This is a genomic window from Anaerococcus porci, assembly GCF_034090325.1.
GTDB lineage: Bacteria > Bacillota > Clostridia > Tissierellales > Peptoniphilaceae > Anaerococcus > Anaerococcus porci.
Window position 1 is genome coordinate 1 of record NZ_JAXDSU010000008.1, and the last position, 19,968, is coordinate 19,968.

Consider the following 19,968-nt stretch of genomic DNA (forward strand, 5'->3'; position numbering starts at 1 on the left):
GATTTAGAAATGAGTTTTTTCATTCATTAACAGATGTTGTAAATAGATTATGTGAAACTATAAATCACCTTACTAAAGAAATGGTTAAAAGTATAACTCATAGAGATTGGATACAATATATGGAATTAAATAGGTATTAGTATTAAGTGTCATAATTGATTATAAAATGCAATATATATAAGTTTTAATTATATAATATTTTAATCAATACAATTAAATTATAAAAAATAATATTGACTAAACTTTAATGTTATTTATTAAAAAGTTATTTAAAAATACATATAAAAAAAGCACCACATGGTGCATTTAAAAGGGAAAATTTACGTATTACAACTAAAAAAGCAAGCGCAAGCTTGCAATAAAATGGTCGGGGTGAAAGGATTCGAACCTTCGGCCTCATGGTCCCAAACCACGCGCGCTACCAAACTGCGCCACACCCCGATGTCCTAACGACAATATATAGTATACAGCCTTTAAATACTTTTGTCAAATCTTTTTTAAAAGTTTTTAACCTTTTGTAAGATTGGCTTGATTTAGGATATAAACTAGGAAAAATTTCCAATAATATAAGAAGAAAACTCATCAATTTCTTTCTCATTGAAAATTATTATACCACATTCTTTTAAAGCTTGGCAAGTTATTCCATCTCCCTTTATAAGTTTTTTTGAAAAAGATCCATCATAGATATAGTCTTTCCCACAAGATGAACTTTTTGCCTTAAGTAGGGCAACTTTCACATTATTTTTTAAAGCTTTTTTCTTAGAAATCTCTGCACCCTTTTTAAAAAATAGAGTCTTATCGACCCCATCTTCATTAATAACTTTTTTATTTTTTATCTCACAAGGCTTTCTTGGAATCTCCATTCCTCCCTCTACTTCAGGGCAGATTCCTATAAAATTAAGGCTAGGGTTGTTTTTTCTTATCTGATTAATTTCCTTTATTTTATTATCATCTCCATCGTACCTACACTTACAGCCCAAAAGGCACTTTGACACTAGAACATTCATTTTAAGCCTCCATTCTGATATAATTATAGCAAAGGAGATGGGAAATGAGAATTAAAAACTTTTTACTTAAATTTTTATTTGCTTTTTCTGTGATATTTCTTTTAACAGGATGTGTAGACTCTTCTACAACAAAGATATCAAATGAAAGTACTATCTCAGAAGATAAGGCCTATTATAAAAAATATGATGTTATAGCTTACTTAAAAGAGTATGAGAAACTTCCTCCAAACTACCTTACGAAAAAAGAAGCCAGAAAGCTTGGTCGGATTCCAAAAGAGGGAAACTTGTGGGAAGTTACCGATAAGGGAGTTATAGGGGGAGATTATTTTGGAAATTTTGAAAAAAATCTTCCTGAAGGAGATTACAAAGAGTGTGATGTAAATTATAATGGTGGAAAGAGAGGTCCTGAAAGACTTGTCTTTGACGAAGACTTTAATATTTATTACACTAATGACCACTATAATAGCTTTAGCAAGGAGAATTAGATGATAATTGTTGATTTTAAAGATATAAGGTCAAAGAAAGATTTTTATGATCTATTAAATGAAAGCTTTGACTTTGAATATGAGGCTAATAATCTTGACGGACTTTTTGACCTTCTTTCTATAGAAGATGAAAGAATTGTTATAAAAAATTATGGAAAAATCTATGAAAGTCTTGGAGATTATGGTGAAAGAGTCATATCATGTTTTATGAAGGCAAGTTTAACTTTTGACCTTGATATAGATTTTTTGAAGTTTAGTTAGGAGTTTTTATGAAAGATAGGTCAGTTAATAATCAAATTAGAGATTTTGTAGCCTTAAATATTATAAGAAACCTTTTAAAAGATGGAGATAAATTTTATGATAAGGACTTTCTTATAAATAAATTTAGGGTAAATCCATCTTATGTTGATAAGTCCTACCAAAGACTTATGGATGAGGACTTGATAGAATCAAGAAGTGACTATTACTATATGACTATAGATGAGAATAAGAAAAATGCTCTCATAATAGAGTTTGCCAATGGGTATTTGAATGAATACTTTGATAAAATGAACTCAATAGGTATTAATAATGAGGGAGCTTTTGACTTTATAAATTTAAGGATGAATTCTAATGGATAATATTTTAGAGATTAAAAATTTAAAAAAATCATATGGAAAGACCAATGTCCTAGATGGTCTTAATTTAAAGCTTGAAAGAGGGAAGATTTTGGGTCTTATGGGTCCCAATGGTTCTGGTAAAACAACTCTTTTAAAGTCTATAATGGGTCTTATAAAACCTGATGATGGAGAGATTATAATAGATGGAAAAAAACAAGGACTTGAAACAAAAAAGATTATTTCTTATCTTCCTGATGCCTACCATCTTTATGATAATCTAACAATAGAAGATACAATAAATCTTTATAAGGATTTTTACGATGATTTCAATATGAGAGTCTGCAAGGACCTTTTAGAATATATGAAAATCCCAAAAGAAGGTTATTCTGATAAGTTATCTAAGGGTATGAAAGAAAGACTTCTTTTGGCACTAACTCTTTCAAGGGATACAAAATTATATATCCTAGATGAGCCGATTGAGGGGGTTGACCCAATTGCCAAGGATATGATTTTAGCATCTATAATAAAAACTGTAGATATAGGTAGAACAATAATTATTACTACACATCAAATAGGAGATTTGGAGAATCTTTTTGATAGGGCAGCCTTTATTCAAAGGGGTCAAATAATCCTTGAAGATGACGCAGAAAACTTAAGGGATAAGTACAAAAAGCAAATGGTTGATTTATATAAGGAAATTTTTGTTATATGATTAGGTATTTAAGATATGAGCTAAAAAGATCAAGTGGATTTCTTTTGTTAGAGATATTTTTAAGTCTTTTATCAGCAAGTTTTATTGGACTTATGGCAAAGTCTGATAGTCTTGGAGTAAATGATAGGCAGTTGGCAATTCTCATTTTGATAATTGCTCAAGGCATTATAATCCTTGCTATTTCATTGATATATTTTGCATCTAGATTTAAAAGGGACATATTTGATAAGTCATCTTATATTACATTTACTATAAATATATCTGTAGGAAAGGTTTTAATGGCGAAGTTTTTGGTAAGTCTAATTGTAGCTTTTATTTCAATCTTTACCTATATATTCTGGCTTTTATTTTCATCTTTTATTTTAAGTATAAAGGAGATAACAATAGCTTTTACTGTAGGTAGAATTTCTACTTTTAGCTTTGTATTGGGACTTTATTATTCTATGGCTTATCTTTTGCTAGTCTTAGGTCTAAGCTTGTCTAGGGTTAAGATATTTAAAAGGTACTATAATTTTGTAACTATAGTTCTTGCCATAGTTTTATTTTCATTAATAATATGGATTTTTAGAAATATATATGTTTTAAGTCCTGTTTGCCTTAATTTAAGAAATTTCTCTCTAGAAAATCTTATCCATATAAATGGAGTTGATATCTCTATGGTATATATGGGTCTTGATGGAAAGATTTTGGGGATAAATGTACGGACATCTCTTTTAAGCCTACTTATAATAACAATTTCATTTTTTATAAATGAGTATTTAATAGAAGAAAGGATAGATTTTTAATATGCGTAAGTACTTAAAATATGACGTGAAATCAAATATGAAATTTTTCCTATCGACTTTTATTTGCTTTGTAATTCTTCTTGTAAGTCTTGTATCTGTAAGGACTATTGGTTCTTTTACAAGTCTTTTGGAAGTTGGTTCTGCTATAAACTCTATTGAGATAATCCTCATAGGGGTCTTTATAATGACTATGATATATTTTGTTATAAATACCTTTTACAAGGACCTTTATACAGATAGGTCGATATTAACTTTTTCTCTTCCTATTTCAGCAAGAGAATTTTTGACAGCAAAACTTTTGGTAATAAATATATTTTTTTATCTTTTGGTATTTTTATCTATATTTTTATTTTATCTATCAGGTAGATTTATGAATATATGGTCTTTAATATCAATTATATTTGCTATGATAATTTTAAATGTATTTAGCCTTTTAATATTTTTGTTTATGCAGATGGATAGGTTCTTATTTAAAAGGAAAAATACAGTGATTATTATAATTTTACTTATAGGCCTTATCTTTGTTGGTGGATTTTTTCTAAATAGGTATTTTTTATTCCTAAGTGATGGAAGTCTAGTAAGAAGTGGAGACAATACTTTGGCCTTTATATCAGCTTATGTAAAAGTAAGTGGAAGGAAGCTTCTAAACATTACAGGTTTTTTATATTACATACTTACAGCTTTAATACTTAGTTTTTTTAATATAAAAATCCTAAAAAATGATTTGGACCTATCTTGAGGAGTCTTATGAATAAAAACATGTATATTGGAATACTTTTGGGTGTGATTGTATCTGTTATTATAAATAATATCTATGATTTTCCATCAAAAGAGATGGTATCTGTAGGATGCGCTGTCATAGGAGCATTTTTAGGGGCGAGTTGTGATAATAATAAAAAACATTAAAGCGGTATAGTTTTATATAGGAAGGGGGATTTATGGAAAATATAAGTGAAGTAAAAAAGATAATTAAAGAATCAAACAATATTGTGTTTTTTGGAGGAGCAGGTGTGTCAACTGCATCAGGGGTTCCTGACTTTAGGTCTGCAACAGGCCTTTACAATAGAAACAATGATTCAGATTACTCTCCTGAGTATATGTTAAGCCATGAGTTTTTTACAAATCATCCTGATGAATTTATGGATTATGTCAAAGAAAATCTGATGATTGAAGGTATAAGGCCTAATGATTGCCATAAGGCTTTGGTAAAACTTGAAAATATCGGTAAACTTAAGGCGGTTATAACACAAAATATAGACTCCCTTCACCAAGAAGCTGGAAGTAAGAATGTAATTGAGCTTCATGGAAACTTGAGAGACTATTACTGTTTAGATTGTGGTAAAAAATTTGACCTTGATTATGTAAAAAGCTTCAATCGTGCTGCAAAGTGTGATGTATGCAGAGGATTAGTTCGTCCTGATATAGTCTTATATGGAGAGAGCTTAAATTCTGATAATTTATCTTATGCAGTAAAACTTATTAGTGAGACTGATGTTTTGATTGTAGGAGGAACAAGTCTTGTAGTTTATCCTGCGGCAGGACTTATTGACTTTTATAGAGGTAATAAGCTCATAGTAATAAATATGGATCCTACTCCAAAAGATAAAAGTGCTGATTTCCTTTTACAAGGAGATATATCAAAAATTATGAAAGAATTAGTGGAGGGTGTTTAATTTTGAAAAAAAGACATGGAATAGATGAACTATCTATAGCTCTTGTATGGCAAGCTATATTATTTTTAGTAATAAATTTTTTCGTCAAGGAGACTTTTCTAAATATATTTGCAAGTATAATATTTATATATGCTATATTTAGAACTTTATCTTTAAATGATTTGCAAAGAAATAGTGAGAATTATATATTTAAACTTAAAATTTTAAATCCAATCCAAAAAAAATATAGATATCTAAAAAGGAAAATGTTTGGGAATTCTGAGTATAAGTATATTAAATGTAAATCATGCAAACAGGAATTACGTATACCTAAGGGAAAAGGCAAAATTATTGTTAAATGTCCTAAATGCAAGACAAAACAGAAGGTAAAATCCTAAAAAAAATTCTTTATTTTTTTAAAAACTTGTTGTATAATACGACAGGAAGGAGAGAGTATGGATAGATTAATAGGAACAGTATCAATGGGTGTGAGAACACCTATCATTAAGACAGGGGATAACTTAGAAGATATAGTATTTGATAGCGTAGTTAATGCTGTTAAATCAAATGATATCAAAATTAATGACAAGGATGTAATCTGTGTAACTGAATCACTTGTAGCAAGAGCTCAAGGAAACTATGCATCTTGTGAACAAATTGCTAAAGACATCAATAATAAGTTTAAGGGAGATGAAATAGCAATCCTATTTCCAATTTTAAGTAGAAATAGGTTCTCAATTATGCTAAAGGCCTTTGCATTAAGTGGTAAAAAATTACACATTTGCTTATCTTACCCACAAGATGAGGTAGGAAACTATATTATGGATAAGCTTGACTTATTTGAAAGTGATGTTAATCCATATTCTGATATTCTAAATGAAGAAGAATTCAGAAAACTTGCTGGAGATTACAAACACGAATTTACTGGAGTTGACTATATTTCTTTATATAAGGAAATGGCAGAAAACTCAGAAGTACACTTTTTTAATAATCCTAAGGATGTTCTTAAATTTACAGAAAGTGTATTAGTTTGTTCAATCCACACAAGGGAATTAACTAAAAAATTACTAAAAAATTCTGGTGCTAAAGAAGTTTACTCACTAGATGAAATAATGACAGAGTCAATTGATGGTTCAGGTTATAATAAAGATTATGGTTTACTTGGTTCAAATCTTTCTACAGAAGATGTTGTAAAACTCTTCCCAAGGAATGGTCAAGCATTTGTAGATGAACTTCAAAAAAGATTTATTAAAGAATTTGGTAAGGAAGTTGAAGTTATGATCTACGGAGATGGTGCTTTCAAAGATCCAGTTGGAAAGATATGGGAACTTGCAGATCCTGTTGTATCTCCAGCATATACAAAAGGACTAGAGGGAACACCAAATGAGCTTAAAATCAAATATATAGCTGATAATGAATTTAAAGACCTTTCAATTGAACAAAGAACTGAAGCTATGAAAGAAAGAATTGCAAATAAATCATCAAACTTAAAAGGTACTGATGAAACTCTAGGAACAACACCTAGACAAATTACAGACCTTTTAGGATCACTTTGCGATCTTACATCTGGTTCAGGTGATAAGGGAACCCCTATTGTTCTTATACAAGGGTATTTTGATAATTATTCAAACAATTAAGGGAAAAAGCCTTCGGGCTTTTTTTTTATAAACTTGGAGGATTAAAAAAATAAAAGATGAATAAGGAAACAAATCCTAAAAAAGACGAGGATATGATAAGGCATATACTTGATAGAAATACTGCCATAAAGCTTTTAAGGAAGGATAGAGTGAAAGACCGTTTTGCTCATAAGCCAATGAGCAGAAAAAAGAAATTTTTCATGATGACCTTTGCAGCAATTTTGATGGCAAATGGCACTCACTTTTTCAAATACCCAAATAACTTTGTAATAGGAGGGGTTGAGGGAGCGTCTATACTTATATCAAATTCCCTGCCAGTAACTCCAGCCTTTACAACCTTGATACTAAATATTTCCTTATTAGTACTTGCTTATTTTATACTAGGTAAGAATTTTGTCTTCAAAACAGGCTATGTATCCATACTAAATTCTCTAACAGCTATAGTCTTAGATAAAATTTTTCCACTTCAATCTACCCTGACAGATAATAAGCTTTTAGAATTATTTTGTGCAGTCTTAATACCAGCCCTTGGTTCATCCATACTTTTCAACCTATCAGCATCAAGTGGTGGAACAGACATAATAGCAATGATAATTAATAAATATCTCAATATGAATATTGGAAAATCCCTACTTATGGGAGATTCTATCCTAACTATCCTATCAATAAAAATATTTGGAATTGAGATAGGGCTCTTATCTTGTCTTGGTTTATTGATGAAAGGAGTTGTAGTAAATGAGTTTATAAGTTCATTTAATACAGCCAAACTTTTTTTGATAATAACAAATAAGCAAGATGAAATTTCAGAATTTATTAGAGATAAGCTAAATAGGTCAGCTACAGTAATTGATGGAAAAGGTCTATATTTTAAAAAAGATCAGTCAATATTTTTGTGTGTTACAAATGATTATGAGGCTGTTTTATTTAGAAGATTTATAAAAGAAATTGACCCCTGCTGCTTTATAACAGTTATAGATACTTCATCTATAATTGGTAAAGGTTGGTATTCAACAGATTTACATTAGGTGATTTTATGAATATATTAATTTCTTGTGATGAGAATTATTTAAGACCGCTCAGGGTTATGCTCGTTTCTTTGTTTGAAAATACAAAGAATAAGTATAATATTTATCTAATTCATAAGAATATAAGTGATAAAAAAATTGAAAAACTTGAAGATTTTGTTGAGAACATAAGTGATAATAAATCAAAATTAATAAGTATTAAAGTTGATGCTTTATTTATGGGGGCAAAAACTACATTTTACTATACAGAAGAGATGTATTATAGGCTTTTAGCCTATAAATACCTACCAGAAAATCTAGGCAAGATTCTCTATCTAGATCCTGATATTCTTGTTCTAAATTCTTTTGAGAAACTTTATAATATTGACTTTAAGGATAATCTTTTTGCAGCAGCAACTCATTCTGCTCCAGCAGTTCAGGGAGCTAATGTTACAAGACTAAGCTTAAGCTCAGGGTATGATGATATTAGTAATTATTTTAACTCTGGAATATTAATGATTAACTTAAATCTTGCAAGAGAAAGCGAAAATTATGAAAGAGAAGTCAAAAAGTACATAGAAGAAAGTAAAAGTTTTGGACTTCTAATGCCAGATCAGGATTTACTAAATGTGGTTTTTAGAAATAATATTATAAGTATAAGCGAGCTAGAATACAATTATGATGCTAGAAAATTTTTATTTTATAAGTTAAAAAATAAAGGTTGGGACTTATCTTATGTTATGGATAATACTAAGTTTTTACACTTTTGCGGAAAAAGAAAACCATGGTTTGATGAGGAATACATAGGTATATTTGCTTCACTTTATAAATACTTTCTGAAAAAGGCAGATAGGATATATAAAAACATAGAGGATATGTAGAAGATAATATATCCTTAAATAATAAAAACTTGATCTGTTAAAAATCTATGTTTTTAACTTCTTACTAAAGAAAAAATATAAGTATAATATATTTTAATTTTATAAGGCTTATTGTATTTAGTTTTAAGCCTTTAGAACATTTCTTATTTTTTAGAAATTTAATATTGTTAAAAGCCATGTCTTATAAGTATTAACCTCATACTCTAACGCTTTTTATGAGTAAAGCTATATTTTAGGATAAAAACTGACCTTCTTAAGTTATTTTTTATTTTAACTTTTGAGGTCAGTGTAAATTTTTTCTTAAATTCAGGGAAATCCACCTACTAATAATTTTTCTAAAATCTTATATCAAAATTTGTCCTAGTTTATAGATTATAATAGAAAGTAAAATTATTTCTATAAACTTACCAAGAAGAATTACTTTAAAATAATCTTTAAAATTAATATCCTTTAATCCCCCAATAAGGGATAGGGCATTATCAGGAGCAAATGGTATTATGCAACTTATTAATAAGATTTTTTTAAAGCGATTTTTACTTTGATATCTAATCCTTTTATATTTTTTTAAATTCTTTTTTGATAAAAATTTCTTGAGAACTCTCTCTCCATATATTCTAGTTATAGAAAAATTTAATACTCCAGTTATAAGAGATGAAATGTAATTTAAAAAAAGTCCCCACAAAGGTCCAAAAAGTGCAAAACCTATAAGAACTATTAGGGTATTTGGAATAAATGGAAGAAGTCCTACTAAAATTTTTAATATTATAAATACAAAGGGAGCTAGGATTGCAAAGTTTCCTATGTAGGTATAGAGTTTTTCTTCGTTTGTTAGAATACCAAGTTTATATAATTTATATAGTCCAAATAGAATGATTAAAGAAATTATTAAGCTTAGGATAAATTTTATTTTTCTTTTATATTTTTTAAAAAATGTTTTCATGATTTTTTACACATATGATTAAAAAAGAACTGTTGCAAAAAGCAACAGCCCTCAAAAATCTTTTATTCTTGTTCTTCAAACATATCTTTACCAACTCCACAAACTGGGCAAACCCAATCTTCTGGAAGGTCTTTAAATTCTGTTCCTGCGTCGATTCCGTTATCAACATCTCCTTCTGCAGGATCATAGATATATCCACAAGCTGTACATACGTATTTCATAATAATCTCCTTTCGTATCTTTATAGACTTATTATACTACAAATTGAAAAAAATCAATAATTTACTTAATTTGTAAAATAATTGATAAAAAAGTAAATTTGGGTATACATATAAAACAAGAGAGGTATATTATGGAAATAATAAGAACTATAATACCTACAGATTTAAAGCTTATAAAAGATTTTAGAGATAAACTTATAAATATCCTTATTGAAAAATCTGTAGAAGATGACTTAATATTTAAAATCAAGCTTATACTAGATGAGCTTATTATAAATTCATACAAACATGGAAATAGATGTCAGTATGATAAAATTATTGATACAATCTTTGTTTTAGATGAAGATTATTGTTTGATAAAGGTTAAAGATGAAGGGGAAGGAATTGACTATTTTATAGAAAATGATGCCTTTACTGACCATGGCAGAGGAATAAAGCTTGTCTATAGCCTAGCTGAAGAGCTTATAATAAGGGATAATATGATAACTGCCTTGGTAAGAAGAGACTCTAGGATGAAATTGTATATATAATACTTGGTATGTTGTAAAATATCAAGTATTTTTTTTGTGAATTATTGATAATCTTATCACATATGATATAATAAATTGATAGCATTAATAGTAGATTAGATTAAGAAAGAAGATGATTTTAATGAAACGTGAAGATATAAGAAATGTGGCGATTATTGCTCATGTAGACCACGGAAAGACAACACTAGTAGATGGTCTTTTAAAGACAAGTGGTATTTTTAGGGAAAACCAAAAGGTAGATGAAAGGGTAATGGACTCAAATTCTATAGAAAAGGAAAGAGGAATTACCATATTATCAAAAAACACAGCCATAAATTATAAGAATACAAAGATTAATATTATTGATACTCCAGGACACGCAGATTTTGGTGGAGAGGTTGAAAGAGTACTTAACATGGCTGAGGCAGTTGTTTTGGTAGTAGATAGTCATGAAGGTCCTATGCCACAAACAAAGTTTGTATTAAGAAAGGCAATAGAGCTTAACCTTCCTGCAATTATTTGTATTAATAAGGTGGATAGGCCTGACCAAAGGGTTGAAGAGGTCATGGATGAAGTTCTAGACTTATTTATCTCTCTTGAAGCTGACGAATCCTACCTTGATTCTCCATTTGTTTTTGCATCAGCAAAACAAGGATGGGCATCCCTTGAATTTGGAGAGGAAAAAGATGATATGACAGATCTTCTAGATACAATTCTAAAATACACTCCAGTCTTTGAGGCGAAAGAAGATAGTCAGTTTAAAGTTCTAGTTTCAACAACAGACTATGATAATTACCTTGGAAGAATTGCAATTGGTAAGGTTGAAAGTGGTAAGATTTCTAAAAATGACTCATGCCTTATTGTAAATTACAATAATCCAGATAGAAGATTAAAGTCAAAGATTGTTACTATCTATGAATTTGAAGGACTTGAAAGAGTTGAAGTAGAAGAGGCGAAATTTGGGTCAATAGTTGCCCTTTCAGGAATGGAAGATATAAATATAGGTGATACTATTTGTACAGAGGCTGATAGCGAAGCTATAGAGTTTACAAAGATATCTGAACCTACTCTTTCTATGACATTTTCTGTAAATAACTCACCTTTTGCAGGTCGTGATGGGGATTATGTAACAAGTAGGCACTTGAGAGATAGGTTATTTAAAGAAAAGGAAACAGATGTTTCACTTAGGGTTGAAACTACAGATTCTACTGAGGCTTTCAAAGTTTCAGGAAGAGGAGAACTTCACTTATCAGTTCTTATTGAAAATTTAAGACGCGAAGGATATGAGTTTCAAGTTTCAAAACCTGAGGTTATGTTTAAAAAGGATGAGAATGGAAAAGTTCTTGAACCCATGGAGATAGCAACCATAGATGTCGATCAAGAGTACACAGGTTCAGTTATAGAAAAGCTAGGACTTCGTAAGGGTGAGCTAATAAATATGGCCCCTAATTCATCAGGTTATACAAGAATGGAATTTAAAATACCTGCAAGGGGTTTAATAGGATATAGGCAAGAGTTCTTAACAGATACTAAGGGAACAGGTATTTTAAATACAGAATTTGACTCATATGAAATATATAAGGGAGATATTGCAAAAAGACAAGCAGGCTCCTTAGTATCATTTGAAACAGGTGTTGCAACAACATATGGTCTTCATGCAGCCCAATCTAGGGGACAACTTTTTGTAAAACCTCAAGATGAAGTATATGAAGGAGAGGTTATAGGTTCTAATGCTAAGGGCATTGATATAGATGTAAATGTATGTAAAAAGAAAAAGCAAACTAACGTTAGGGCATCTGCAGCAGATGATGCACTAGTTTTATCACCTGCTAAGATTATGAGTGTAGAAGAAATGATGGAATTTGTTGAAGAGGATGAACTTATTGAGATAACACCTCACAATCTTAGGATAAGAAAGAAAATTCTTAACAACAACCTAAGATATAAGTCAAAGAAAAATAGCAAGTAGGTAAATATGGGTAAAAGATTTGAAAAAACTTTGTCTTTTTTACTGCTTTTATCTATATTACTGCTACTAATAGGACCAATATTAATAAACTTTATAAACATTAATACAGATTTATATGATAAAGCTTGGAATTTGAGCCTTCTTTTATCTTGGATATTGATGTTTATCTATGGACTATATATATTAATGGAAAAGAACAGCCGTTCTTTTTCCATATTTGTAGCCATAGTTACGGTTTTAGCTTTTATTATTTTAAGTTACCATGCCATAATTGTTGCAGGTAAATATATAGCAGTAATTCCAAAATATATAGCAGTTGAAGAAAGATTAGTAACAATGGGTCAACAAGTTTTTTATACAGCACTTATTGTAGTATACATAGTACACATAATTAATTTAATATTACTAGGTAGATATAAGTCTAATGATGATGGGTTGAACAAGAAAGAACAATAAAATTGGAGGTAAATATGAAAAAAGGTTCAAACGTTTCTTTATCTGTAATTAAAAGATTGCCAAAGTATTATAGGTATTTAGAGGCAATAAATGAAAAGGGAATAGTAAGGGTTTCATCAAAGGAACTTTCACAAATAACAGGACTTACAGCAAGTCAAATTAGGCAAGACTTAAATCATTATGGTTGTTTTGGACAACAAGGTTATGGCTATAATGTACGTGAATTAATGGATGAGCTTGCAAAAATTATAGGGGTAAACAAAGAGTATTCTATGGTAATTATAGGCTTTGGAAATATTGGTCATGCACTTTATAAGTATACAGGATTTAAGTCACTAGATTATAATACCAAGGCTGTATTTGATAAAAACAATGAAGAGTTAGCTAATGAAGAAGTTAAAGTATTATCAACAGATAATCTTAAAGAATACTTAGAAGAAAACAATATAGATATCGGAATAATAACAACACCTAAAGAAGGAGCTCAAGAGATATGCGATATCTTATGTGAAGGAGGAATAAAAGGAATTTGGAATTTTGCTCCTGTTGATTTAAAGACAAAAAATGATGTGGTAATTGAAAATGTTCATCTAGATGAGTCACTCTTTACCCTAACATATTTTATCAACAAGCCAGAAGATTTCACATTTTAGATTATTATGATTGTAGCGTCAGTATCAAATTTAAAGAAATCCTATCCTACAGAAGATATATTTGAAAATGTTTCTTTTACTATAAATAAGGGTGATAAGATAGGATTAATTGGAAATAATGGTTCTGGAAAGTCTACACTATTTAATATACTTACTGGAGAAATATCAAAAGATGATGGCAGTATTCATATACCTAATGATGTAAGAGTTGGCTATTTAAAGCAACAGCTAGGTCTTGACTCAGATAAGAGCATATATGATTACTGCCTCAATGTATTTAAAGACCTTATTGAACTTGAAGAAAAATTAAGAAACTTAGAGCAGGAGATGGGTGAGGAAAAGAATTCTGATAAGCTTAATGACCTTATGAAGGAATATCAAAATGCAAGTGATAAGTTTGAAAAATCAAATGGTTATTCTTATAAGTCAGAAATAAGAGGAACTCTAATTGGCATGGGCTTTAGTGAAGATGACTTTGATAAAAAGATAAGAGAGCTTTCAGGAGGACAAAAGGCAAGAGTTGAGCTTAGCTGTCTTTTGCTTGAAAAACCTGATTTAATTCTTTTGGATGAGCCAACCAACCATCTTGATATAAATGCTATAAATTTTCTAGAAAATTTTGTCAAAAATTTCAAAGGATCTGTAATAGTTATAAGCCATGATAGGTATTTTCTAGATGCAACAGTATCTAAGATATTTCTTCTAGACAATAAAAGTCTTAAGATATATGATGGTGACTATACTTTCTTTATGGACCAAAGAAAAAAGGATTTAAAAGTACAAAATCACCTTTATAAGACCCAACAAAAGGAAATAAAAAGGCAAGAAGAAATTATAGATAGGCTTAAAAACCTTGGAGGTTCTAAGAGAAAAAGGGGCATATCCCAATCAAGGTCAAGGCAAAAGTTTTTAGATAAGATGGATAGGATAGAAAAACCTATGAATAATTCTGAAAGTATAAATATTAAATTTTCTCCAAGAATCCAATCAGGTGTAGATGTACTTAGTGTAAAAGATTTAGAAAAATCTTATGATAAGACAATTTTTGAAAACATATCATTTGATATCTACAGAAATGATAGGGTAGCCATAATAGGTGAAAATGGGGTAGGAAAGACAACTCTATTTAGGATAATTATGGGTATGGAAAAAAAGAATAGTGGAAAGGTAGACATAGGTTCAAGCGTAAATATAGGATATTTTGATCAAGAGCAAAAGTCATTAAATCTTGAAAATAATATCTTCGATGAGATAAGAGGAGCTTATCCTGACCTTACAGATTTTCAGATAAGATCTTACCTTGCAAAGATAATGTTTTATGGAGATGATGTCAAAAAACCTATAAATGAGCTTTCGGGAGGTCAAAGGGCAAGAATCTCTTTGCTTAAATTGATGCTTTCTGATTGTAACTTTATTCTTATGGATGAGCCAACCAACCACTTAGATATAGATTCAAAAGAAGCCTTAGAGGATGCTATTTTAGCCTATGAAGGAACTGTTTTAGTAATTAGTCACGATAGGTATTTTTTAAATAAGATTGCAGTTAAAATACTAGATATGCATAAGGATAATATGAGGGAATATCTGGGAAATTATGACTACTATGTACAAAAAACTAAAGAAGAGGCTATGGTAGATGAGAAGAAGCCTTCAAAAACTAAGACTCAAATAAAAAAGGAAGAAAAAAAGATAAAACTTCAAAGAAATGAAATTAGAAAGATAAAAAAAGAAATAGAAAAGCTTGAAAAAGAGACAAACTCTATTGATGCAAAGATTCATAAACTAACTGAAGATAGCTTAAAAGATGGTTTTTTTGATAATCAAGAAAATGTTATAAAGACTTTTGATACCATAAAAAACCTAGAAGATAAAAAGCAAAGACTTCAAAATAAATGGCTTGAACTTTCTTTAGAGCTTGAAGATTAAGATAACAGAGATAAAAAATCGAAAAAAAATAGCAAAGTTTTGTTTTAAATTAATTCCTATGGGTAAAATAATATTGAGGAGGAGTTATGGGAGCTTTTAAAAAATTTTTATGGTCTCTAATGACAATAGCATTGATAATACTCTCAGCAATACTTGCAAGTGTTGCTCTAGTTGATGATAAGTTGAGATATGATATGTTATCATATTTAGATTTACAAAATTACAGATATATACTTTTAGGCGTAGCTATAGTGGTATTATTTTTTGCTATCATTCTTCTTATAGACATTATTGCAAATCAAAATGATAAGAGAGAATATTTAGTAGAAGATAATGATGGAGATATTTTTATCACAAAAAATTCATTAGATTCTACAGTAAATTCGGCAGTACGTCAATTTGAAGGTGCAGAACTTACGGATTCAAAAGTAAAAATCATAAAGGGAGAGACTGTTGAAGCTAATATTAAATGTAATATTTTTGGAAACAGAGATTTCGAAGATTTAGGTAGAAAGATTCAAGCTGAAGTTGAAAGAGGACTTAAAGAGCTTACAGGATTACAATCATCCAATGCTCACGTTCAATTAAATAAGGCCGAAAAGAGTAAAGAAAGAGAAATCAGGTAGGTGGCTTGATGGAAAATAAAGATAAAGTTTTGCAAGAAAAAAACAAAGAAAAACAAATTACTGCCTACGATGTTGAGATGAGAAAACTTGACATAAGAGAGAAAAAAGAAGAAGAAGCTAAAAAGTTCAAACAAGAAAATAAATATAAGTTGATTTTCTTGGTTTTGGGTATATTAACCATAGCTTCTTTATTTGACTATGGATTCTTCAGAACCCTGGGTATATGGATAGTATTAAGCTTTTGTTATATTCTAGGTGGATGGTTTGATAAAGATTCAAAAGTAGTAGGATTTGTAGTAAAGCTAATAAGAAAATTTCAATAAATAGGAGGATAATATGACAGAAAGAAATATTAACAAGGATTATGAAAAAGGATTAGAAAAAGACGAAGAAATTAGAGAAGAAGTTTCAAAATTAACTTTTGCTGACAAGGTTGTTGCTAAAATCTCTAAAATTGCCGTAAATAGAATCGATGGTATCCTTGAAATGAAAGGAAGTTTCTTTGATTCTGTATCATCTGTATTCACTTCATCTAATGAACAAGACACAAGAGGTGTTGATGTAGAAGTTGGACAAAAAGAAGCTAAGGTAAATATGCAAATTATCTTAGAATATGGAAAAAGTGCTCCAAGAATTTTCGAACAAATCAAAAAAGTTGTAAGAGATAATGTAAAAGAAATGACAGGCCTTGATGTTGTAACAGTAAATGTAGACGTAGTTGATGTTATGACAAGAGAGGAATATAGAGCAAAAAATTCTGACGAAGACGAAAGAGAAAGAAGATAAATTCAAAAAAGTGAGGTCAGCTTAGGCTGGCCTTTTTTGTAAGGAGAAATAATGACTTTATTTATTGGATATAAAAATTGTTCTACATGTAAGGATGTTAAGAAATTTCTTGATGAAAAGAACATAGAATATAAGTTTCAAGATGTAAAGGAAGATAAGCCAGAATATGAGCAAATAAAGAGCCTTTATGAAAAAAGTAAGCTTGATATAAAGAAATTTTTTAATACATCTGGCAAAATTTATAGGGACCTTAACTTGAAAGATAGGCTTTCTGATATGGATGAAGAAGAAAAATTAAATCTTCTCGCATCAGATGGTATGCTTTTAAAAAGACCAATAATTGAAAATGGTAATGATGTAATCATAGGAAGAAAAAACATTAAAGAATATTTTGAAAAGTAAATTAGTTAAAAAAACTTACTCCAAAAAGACAGATGGAAAATCAGACTTTTGGAGTAAGTTTTTATATAGCAAGTTTTATTAGATGAATGCTGATTTTCTTTCATAAATTACAAGAAGCATCCCATTAGAAAACTTGATTTCAAATGGTTTATTTAAAGTTTCATTAGAAACTCCAAGGCTTTGATAAGATTTAAGATTGTAATTGTTAAGCTCATATTTTAAATTCTTAAGAGATAGATCTTTTATATCATCTTCGAGAGCAAAGACTGATACATAAAAATCATCTATATATTCTTCTTCCTTAAAATCTTTATTTATTATAAAGGCAAGCTTGTTCTTGCTTTTTAAACTTATATTTATACCTTTTTTCTTAAATTCAAAAAGAATTTTAATATTTGCAATAGTATGAGATAGCCTTCCACCAAGGCCACCATAAACTATTATATTTTTATAGTTCTTTTTTATAGCAATTTCTAGGGCGGCGTAAAGGTCTGTCACATCTTTTTCGGGTTTCAGAACAATCTTATCAGGATAATTTGGTTCAACAGATGAGTCAAAGTCTCCAATTATAAGATTAGCTTTTAGAGCGTTCAAATATGTGTATCCTCTATCAACCCCTATTACATAATCATTTTTTTCAATTTTATCAAAAAATCCATCATAGTCTCCACCAGCAAATATAAAGCACTTTTTCATATATCACCTCTATTTCATTATAACATGTATAATAATAGAATAAAGTAAATAAGATGGTAAAATATAGGTAAAAGAAAAAAGGAGGTCTATTTTAATAAATGAGAAAATTAGACGAAAAAAACTCGCAATTATTAAGAGTAATCCTAATTTCCATATTGGTATTTTTTGGTTTTTGGTACATAAATAATGTAACTAATGCCATAGCTATTTTTATAGCTGTAATACAACCATTTATAATAGGATTTATGATTGCTTTTTTAATTAATCTACCTATGAATTTTTTTGAAAATAAGGTGTTTTCAAAGATATTTAAAACAGATAAAACAAAAAAACTAATTCCGATTTTTTCTCTTATCTTATCATGGATATTAGTAATATTGGGAATAAGCTTATTCTTAAATGTTCTTATACCTAGAATATCTGCTTCAATTTCAGCCTTGATTGATAAGTTTCCGGTATTTTTAAACCAAATAATTGATTTTTTAAATAGTTATGAAATAACCAAAAGATTTGCAAGTGATGCCCAACAATTTATAAATCAAATAAACCGGGACAGTACAGTTGTTCAAATAAGAGATTATTTCTTAGGTGAAGCTGGAAATATATTTGATAAAACTACAAGCATAATAAACTCAGTATCATCAACAGTGATTACAGTTATAACTGCAGTAATCTTTTCTATATTTGTCCTTATAAATAAAAAGGATCTTAAGATATTTGGAAATAGGATAATTTATTCTATATTATCAAAAGATAAAGCAAACTATCTTAATAGAGTATTTTCTCTATCATATTCAAGCTTTGCATCATATATAAATTCTAAGGCTCTATCAAGTTTTATACTAGGAGTATTAGTATTTATAGGCATGCTAATCTTAAATATCCCATTTGCTGCTATGGCTGCAATTTTAGTTGGAGTTTCAGACTTTATTCCTTATGTAGGACCAGTTATAGCCACAGTTACATCAATGATTCTAATCTTTATAGAATCTCCATTTAAATCTTTGGTATTTTTAATTTTTGTTCTTGTTATTCAACAAGTTCAAGAATCAATAATTTATCCTACCATAGCTGGGAAGTCTATAGGTCTTCCTTCAATTTGGGTAATTGTATCAATTACTATAGGAGCAAGTTTATTTGGTATAGTTGGAATGATAGTATCAATACCTATAGCATCAATCATATTTACTCTAATGAATGAGAAGATGGATAAGAGTTTAGAAAAAAAGAATATAAGTGATAAGGAAATAGAAATAATAAGTGAAACTGTCCATTATAAAAGAGAAGTGGAAGAATGAGATTGAAAAAATCCCTACCAGGAGAATTCGTTCCAGTAAATGATGGCAATAAAACTCTTTTTGGTGGCTATCAAAATATGTTAGGAAAACTTGGAGTATCTAAATTTTATAGGGATAGATCCTGTGTTGTTACAGCTTTTACTAATGTCTATCTCTACCTATTTAGACCAGATGAGAAATTTTCATTCGAAGACTATAATCACTATCATTATTGGTTTTTCAAGATCTTAAGACCTAAAATTTACGGGATTCCTACAGCAAGAATCCTAGATTTCAAGTTAAATAGGTTGAGAAAATCTTACTATCTAAGGCTTAAATCACATATCTTAGAAGATATCCCAATTAAAAGAAAATCAATAGATGAGATAAGTTCATTTATAAATTATGCCATAAGTCATGATCTTCCCCTTATATTTTTTAACTGGCTTAGCCCTAAAATTAAATTTCTGGCTCACCATGGAGTGACTATTACTGAGATTATAAAAAAAGATGATGATTATGTTTTAACTATATCATCTTGGGGAAGACTTTACAGATTGAGTCTAAAAGAGTTTTTAAGCTAGCCTCGTACCTATACTGGCTTCATATATTTTGAAAAAGAAAATATAAGCTAAAGAGGCTGTTGCAAAATTATGAATTTATAAATTTACATCTTACAAGTTATTCATAGAAAATTTGAAAATAGTCTGTCTATTCATGGAGGCTAAATTGTCTTAGAGTAGCT

Annotated in this window: 26 protein-coding genes and 1 tRNA gene; 22 read left to right on the top strand and 5 right to left on the bottom strand. The window is 29.3% G+C overall.

Translation table 11 applies throughout. The features are described from left to right. Positions 1-364: 364 nt before the first annotated feature. A tRNA-Pro gene (locus tag SOR60_RS01075) sits at positions 365-441 on the bottom strand. A 104-nt stretch (positions 442-545) separates the two neighbouring features. Continuing rightward, entirely contained in the window at positions 546-1,007 is a 462-nt protein-coding gene (locus SOR60_RS01080; RefSeq protein WP_320594983.1) for a 2-thiouracil desulfurase family protein, read from the bottom strand. Positions 1,008-1,051: 44 nt separating this feature from the next. Between SOR60_RS01080 and SOR60_RS01085 the strand changes: the two genes are divergently transcribed. The 11 genes from SOR60_RS01085 (at position 1,052) to SOR60_RS01135 (ending at position 8,762) form a co-directional block, all read left to right on the top strand. Then, positions 1,052-1,492 (top strand): ribonuclease domain-containing protein, encoded by a 441-nt coding sequence (locus tag SOR60_RS01085; protein WP_320594984.1) that lies wholly within the window; start codon positions 1,052-1,054, stop codon positions 1,490-1,492. After that, on the top strand, positions 1,493-1,753 hold the full coding sequence (locus SOR60_RS01090) for a barstar family protein (RefSeq protein ID WP_154540969.1): 261 nt from the start codon (positions 1,493-1,495) through the stop codon (positions 1,751-1,753). Positions 1,754-1,761: 8 nt separating this feature from the next. Then, positions 1,762-2,112: a GntR family transcriptional regulator gene (locus SOR60_RS01095; protein WP_154540971.1), complete on the top strand. Its 351-nt coding sequence runs from the start codon at positions 1,762-1,764 to the stop codon at positions 2,110-2,112. After that, positions 2,105-2,803 (top strand): ABC transporter ATP-binding protein, encoded by a 699-nt coding sequence (locus SOR60_RS01100; RefSeq protein ID WP_154540973.1) that lies wholly within the window; start codon positions 2,105-2,107, stop codon positions 2,801-2,803. Before SOR60_RS01095 ends, SOR60_RS01100 begins: the two co-directional genes overlap by 8 nt. Continuing rightward, complete coding sequence (locus tag SOR60_RS01105; protein WP_320594985.1) at positions 2,800-3,588, top strand: ABC transporter permease; 789 nt, start codon at positions 2,800-2,802, stop codon at positions 3,586-3,588. Before SOR60_RS01100 ends, SOR60_RS01105 begins: the two co-directional genes overlap by 4 nt. Before the next feature lie 37 nt (positions 3,589-3,625). Beyond that, positions 3,626-4,327, top strand: coding sequence for an ABC transporter permease (locus SOR60_RS01110; protein ID WP_229771223.1), 702 nt, complete (start codon positions 3,626-3,628; stop codon positions 4,325-4,327). Between the two features lie 8 nt (positions 4,328-4,335). Then, positions 4,336-4,494, top strand: a complete 159-nt coding sequence (locus SOR60_RS01115) for a hypothetical protein (RefSeq protein WP_176270015.1) — start codon at positions 4,336-4,338, stop codon at positions 4,492-4,494. Between the two features lie 32 nt (positions 4,495-4,526). After that, positions 4,527-5,261 (top strand): NAD-dependent protein deacylase, encoded by a 735-nt coding sequence (locus SOR60_RS01120; RefSeq protein WP_320594986.1) that lies wholly within the window; start codon positions 4,527-4,529, stop codon positions 5,259-5,261. A gap of 434 nt (positions 5,262-5,695) precedes the next feature. After that, positions 5,696-6,877, top strand: a complete 1,182-nt coding sequence (locus SOR60_RS01125; RefSeq protein ID WP_154540983.1) for a coenzyme F420-0:L-glutamate ligase — start codon at positions 5,696-5,698, stop codon at positions 6,875-6,877. A 56-nt stretch (positions 6,878-6,933) separates the two neighbouring features. Then, entirely contained in the window at positions 6,934-7,902 is a 969-nt protein-coding gene (locus tag SOR60_RS01130) for a YitT family protein (protein WP_154540985.1), read from the top strand. A gap of 8 nt (positions 7,903-7,910) precedes the next feature. After that, positions 7,911-8,762 carry a glycosyltransferase family 8 protein gene (locus tag SOR60_RS01135; RefSeq protein WP_320594987.1) on the top strand — a complete coding sequence of 284 codons (852 nt, stop codon included), beginning with the start codon at positions 7,911-7,913 and terminating at the stop codon, positions 8,760-8,762. A gap of 343 nt (positions 8,763-9,105) precedes the next feature. Here SOR60_RS01135 and SOR60_RS01140 read toward each other — a convergent pair whose 3' ends face one another. After that, positions 9,106-9,702, bottom strand: a complete 597-nt coding sequence (locus SOR60_RS01140; RefSeq protein ID WP_154540989.1) for a TVP38/TMEM64 family protein — start codon at positions 9,700-9,702, stop codon at positions 9,106-9,108. A gap of 62 nt (positions 9,703-9,764) precedes the next feature. Beyond that, positions 9,765-9,923: a rubredoxin gene (gene rd, locus SOR60_RS01145; RefSeq protein ID WP_154540991.1), complete on the bottom strand. Its 159-nt coding sequence runs from the start codon at positions 9,921-9,923 to the stop codon at positions 9,765-9,767. 131 nt (positions 9,924-10,054) lie between these two features. Between rd and SOR60_RS01150 the strand changes: the two genes are divergently transcribed. From SOR60_RS01150 to SOR60_RS01190, 9 genes are all read left to right on the top strand, one after another. After that, positions 10,055-10,453, top strand: coding sequence for an ATP-binding protein (locus SOR60_RS01150; protein WP_154540993.1), 399 nt, complete (start codon positions 10,055-10,057; stop codon positions 10,451-10,453). A gap of 121 nt (positions 10,454-10,574) precedes the next feature. Further along, positions 10,575-12,401, top strand: a complete 1,827-nt coding sequence (typA, locus tag SOR60_RS01155) for a translational GTPase TypA (RefSeq protein ID WP_154540995.1) — start codon at positions 10,575-10,577, stop codon at positions 12,399-12,401. A gap of 6 nt (positions 12,402-12,407) precedes the next feature. Then, the gene (locus tag SOR60_RS01160; protein WP_154540997.1) at positions 12,408-12,857 is read left to right on the top strand and encodes a hypothetical protein; all 450 of its coding nucleotides are present in this window, start codon (positions 12,408-12,410) and stop codon (positions 12,855-12,857) included. Positions 12,858-12,871: 14 nt separating this feature from the next. Continuing rightward, positions 12,872-13,510 carry a redox-sensing transcriptional repressor Rex gene (locus SOR60_RS01165; RefSeq protein ID WP_154540999.1) on the top strand — a complete coding sequence of 213 codons (639 nt, stop codon included), beginning with the start codon at positions 12,872-12,874 and terminating at the stop codon, positions 13,508-13,510. Positions 13,511-13,516: 6 nt separating this feature from the next. Then, positions 13,517-15,436 carry a ribosomal protection-like ABC-F family protein gene (abc-f, locus tag SOR60_RS01170; RefSeq protein WP_320594988.1) on the top strand — a complete coding sequence of 640 codons (1,920 nt, stop codon included), beginning with the start codon at positions 13,517-13,519 and terminating at the stop codon, positions 15,434-15,436. An 86-nt stretch (positions 15,437-15,522) separates the two neighbouring features. Beyond that, the gene (amaP, locus tag SOR60_RS01175; RefSeq protein WP_154541003.1) at positions 15,523-16,062 is read left to right on the top strand and encodes an alkaline shock response membrane anchor protein AmaP; all 540 of its coding nucleotides are present in this window, start codon (positions 15,523-15,525) and stop codon (positions 16,060-16,062) included. An 8-nt stretch (positions 16,063-16,070) separates the two neighbouring features. Beyond that, positions 16,071-16,385 (top strand): hypothetical protein, encoded by a 315-nt coding sequence (locus SOR60_RS01180; RefSeq protein WP_154541005.1) that lies wholly within the window; start codon positions 16,071-16,073, stop codon positions 16,383-16,385. Positions 16,386-16,398: 13 nt separating this feature from the next. Then, on the top strand, positions 16,399-16,848 hold the full coding sequence (locus tag SOR60_RS01185; protein WP_154541007.1) for an Asp23/Gls24 family envelope stress response protein: 450 nt from the start codon (positions 16,399-16,401) through the stop codon (positions 16,846-16,848). 48 nt (positions 16,849-16,896) lie between these two features. Continuing rightward, entirely contained in the window at positions 16,897-17,250 is a 354-nt protein-coding gene (locus tag SOR60_RS01190) for a Spx/MgsR family RNA polymerase-binding regulatory protein (RefSeq protein ID WP_176270034.1), read from the top strand. Between the two features lie 78 nt (positions 17,251-17,328). Here SOR60_RS01190 and SOR60_RS01195 read toward each other — a convergent pair whose 3' ends face one another. After that, positions 17,329-17,946, bottom strand: coding sequence for a thiamine diphosphokinase (locus SOR60_RS01195; protein WP_154541011.1), 618 nt, complete (start codon positions 17,944-17,946; stop codon positions 17,329-17,331). Between the two features lie 98 nt (positions 17,947-18,044). On the opposite strand from SOR60_RS01195, the gene SOR60_RS01200 reads away from it, so the two are divergent. Next, complete coding sequence (locus tag SOR60_RS01200) at positions 18,045-19,244, top strand: AI-2E family transporter (RefSeq protein ID WP_154541013.1); 1,200 nt, start codon at positions 18,045-18,047, stop codon at positions 19,242-19,244. Continuing rightward, a complete protein-coding gene (locus SOR60_RS01205; RefSeq protein ID WP_320594989.1) occupies positions 19,241-19,807 on the top strand; it encodes a hypothetical protein in 567 nt (188 codons plus the stop codon). Before SOR60_RS01200 ends, SOR60_RS01205 begins: the two co-directional genes overlap by 4 nt. Positions 19,808-19,968 lie beyond the last annotated feature (161 nt).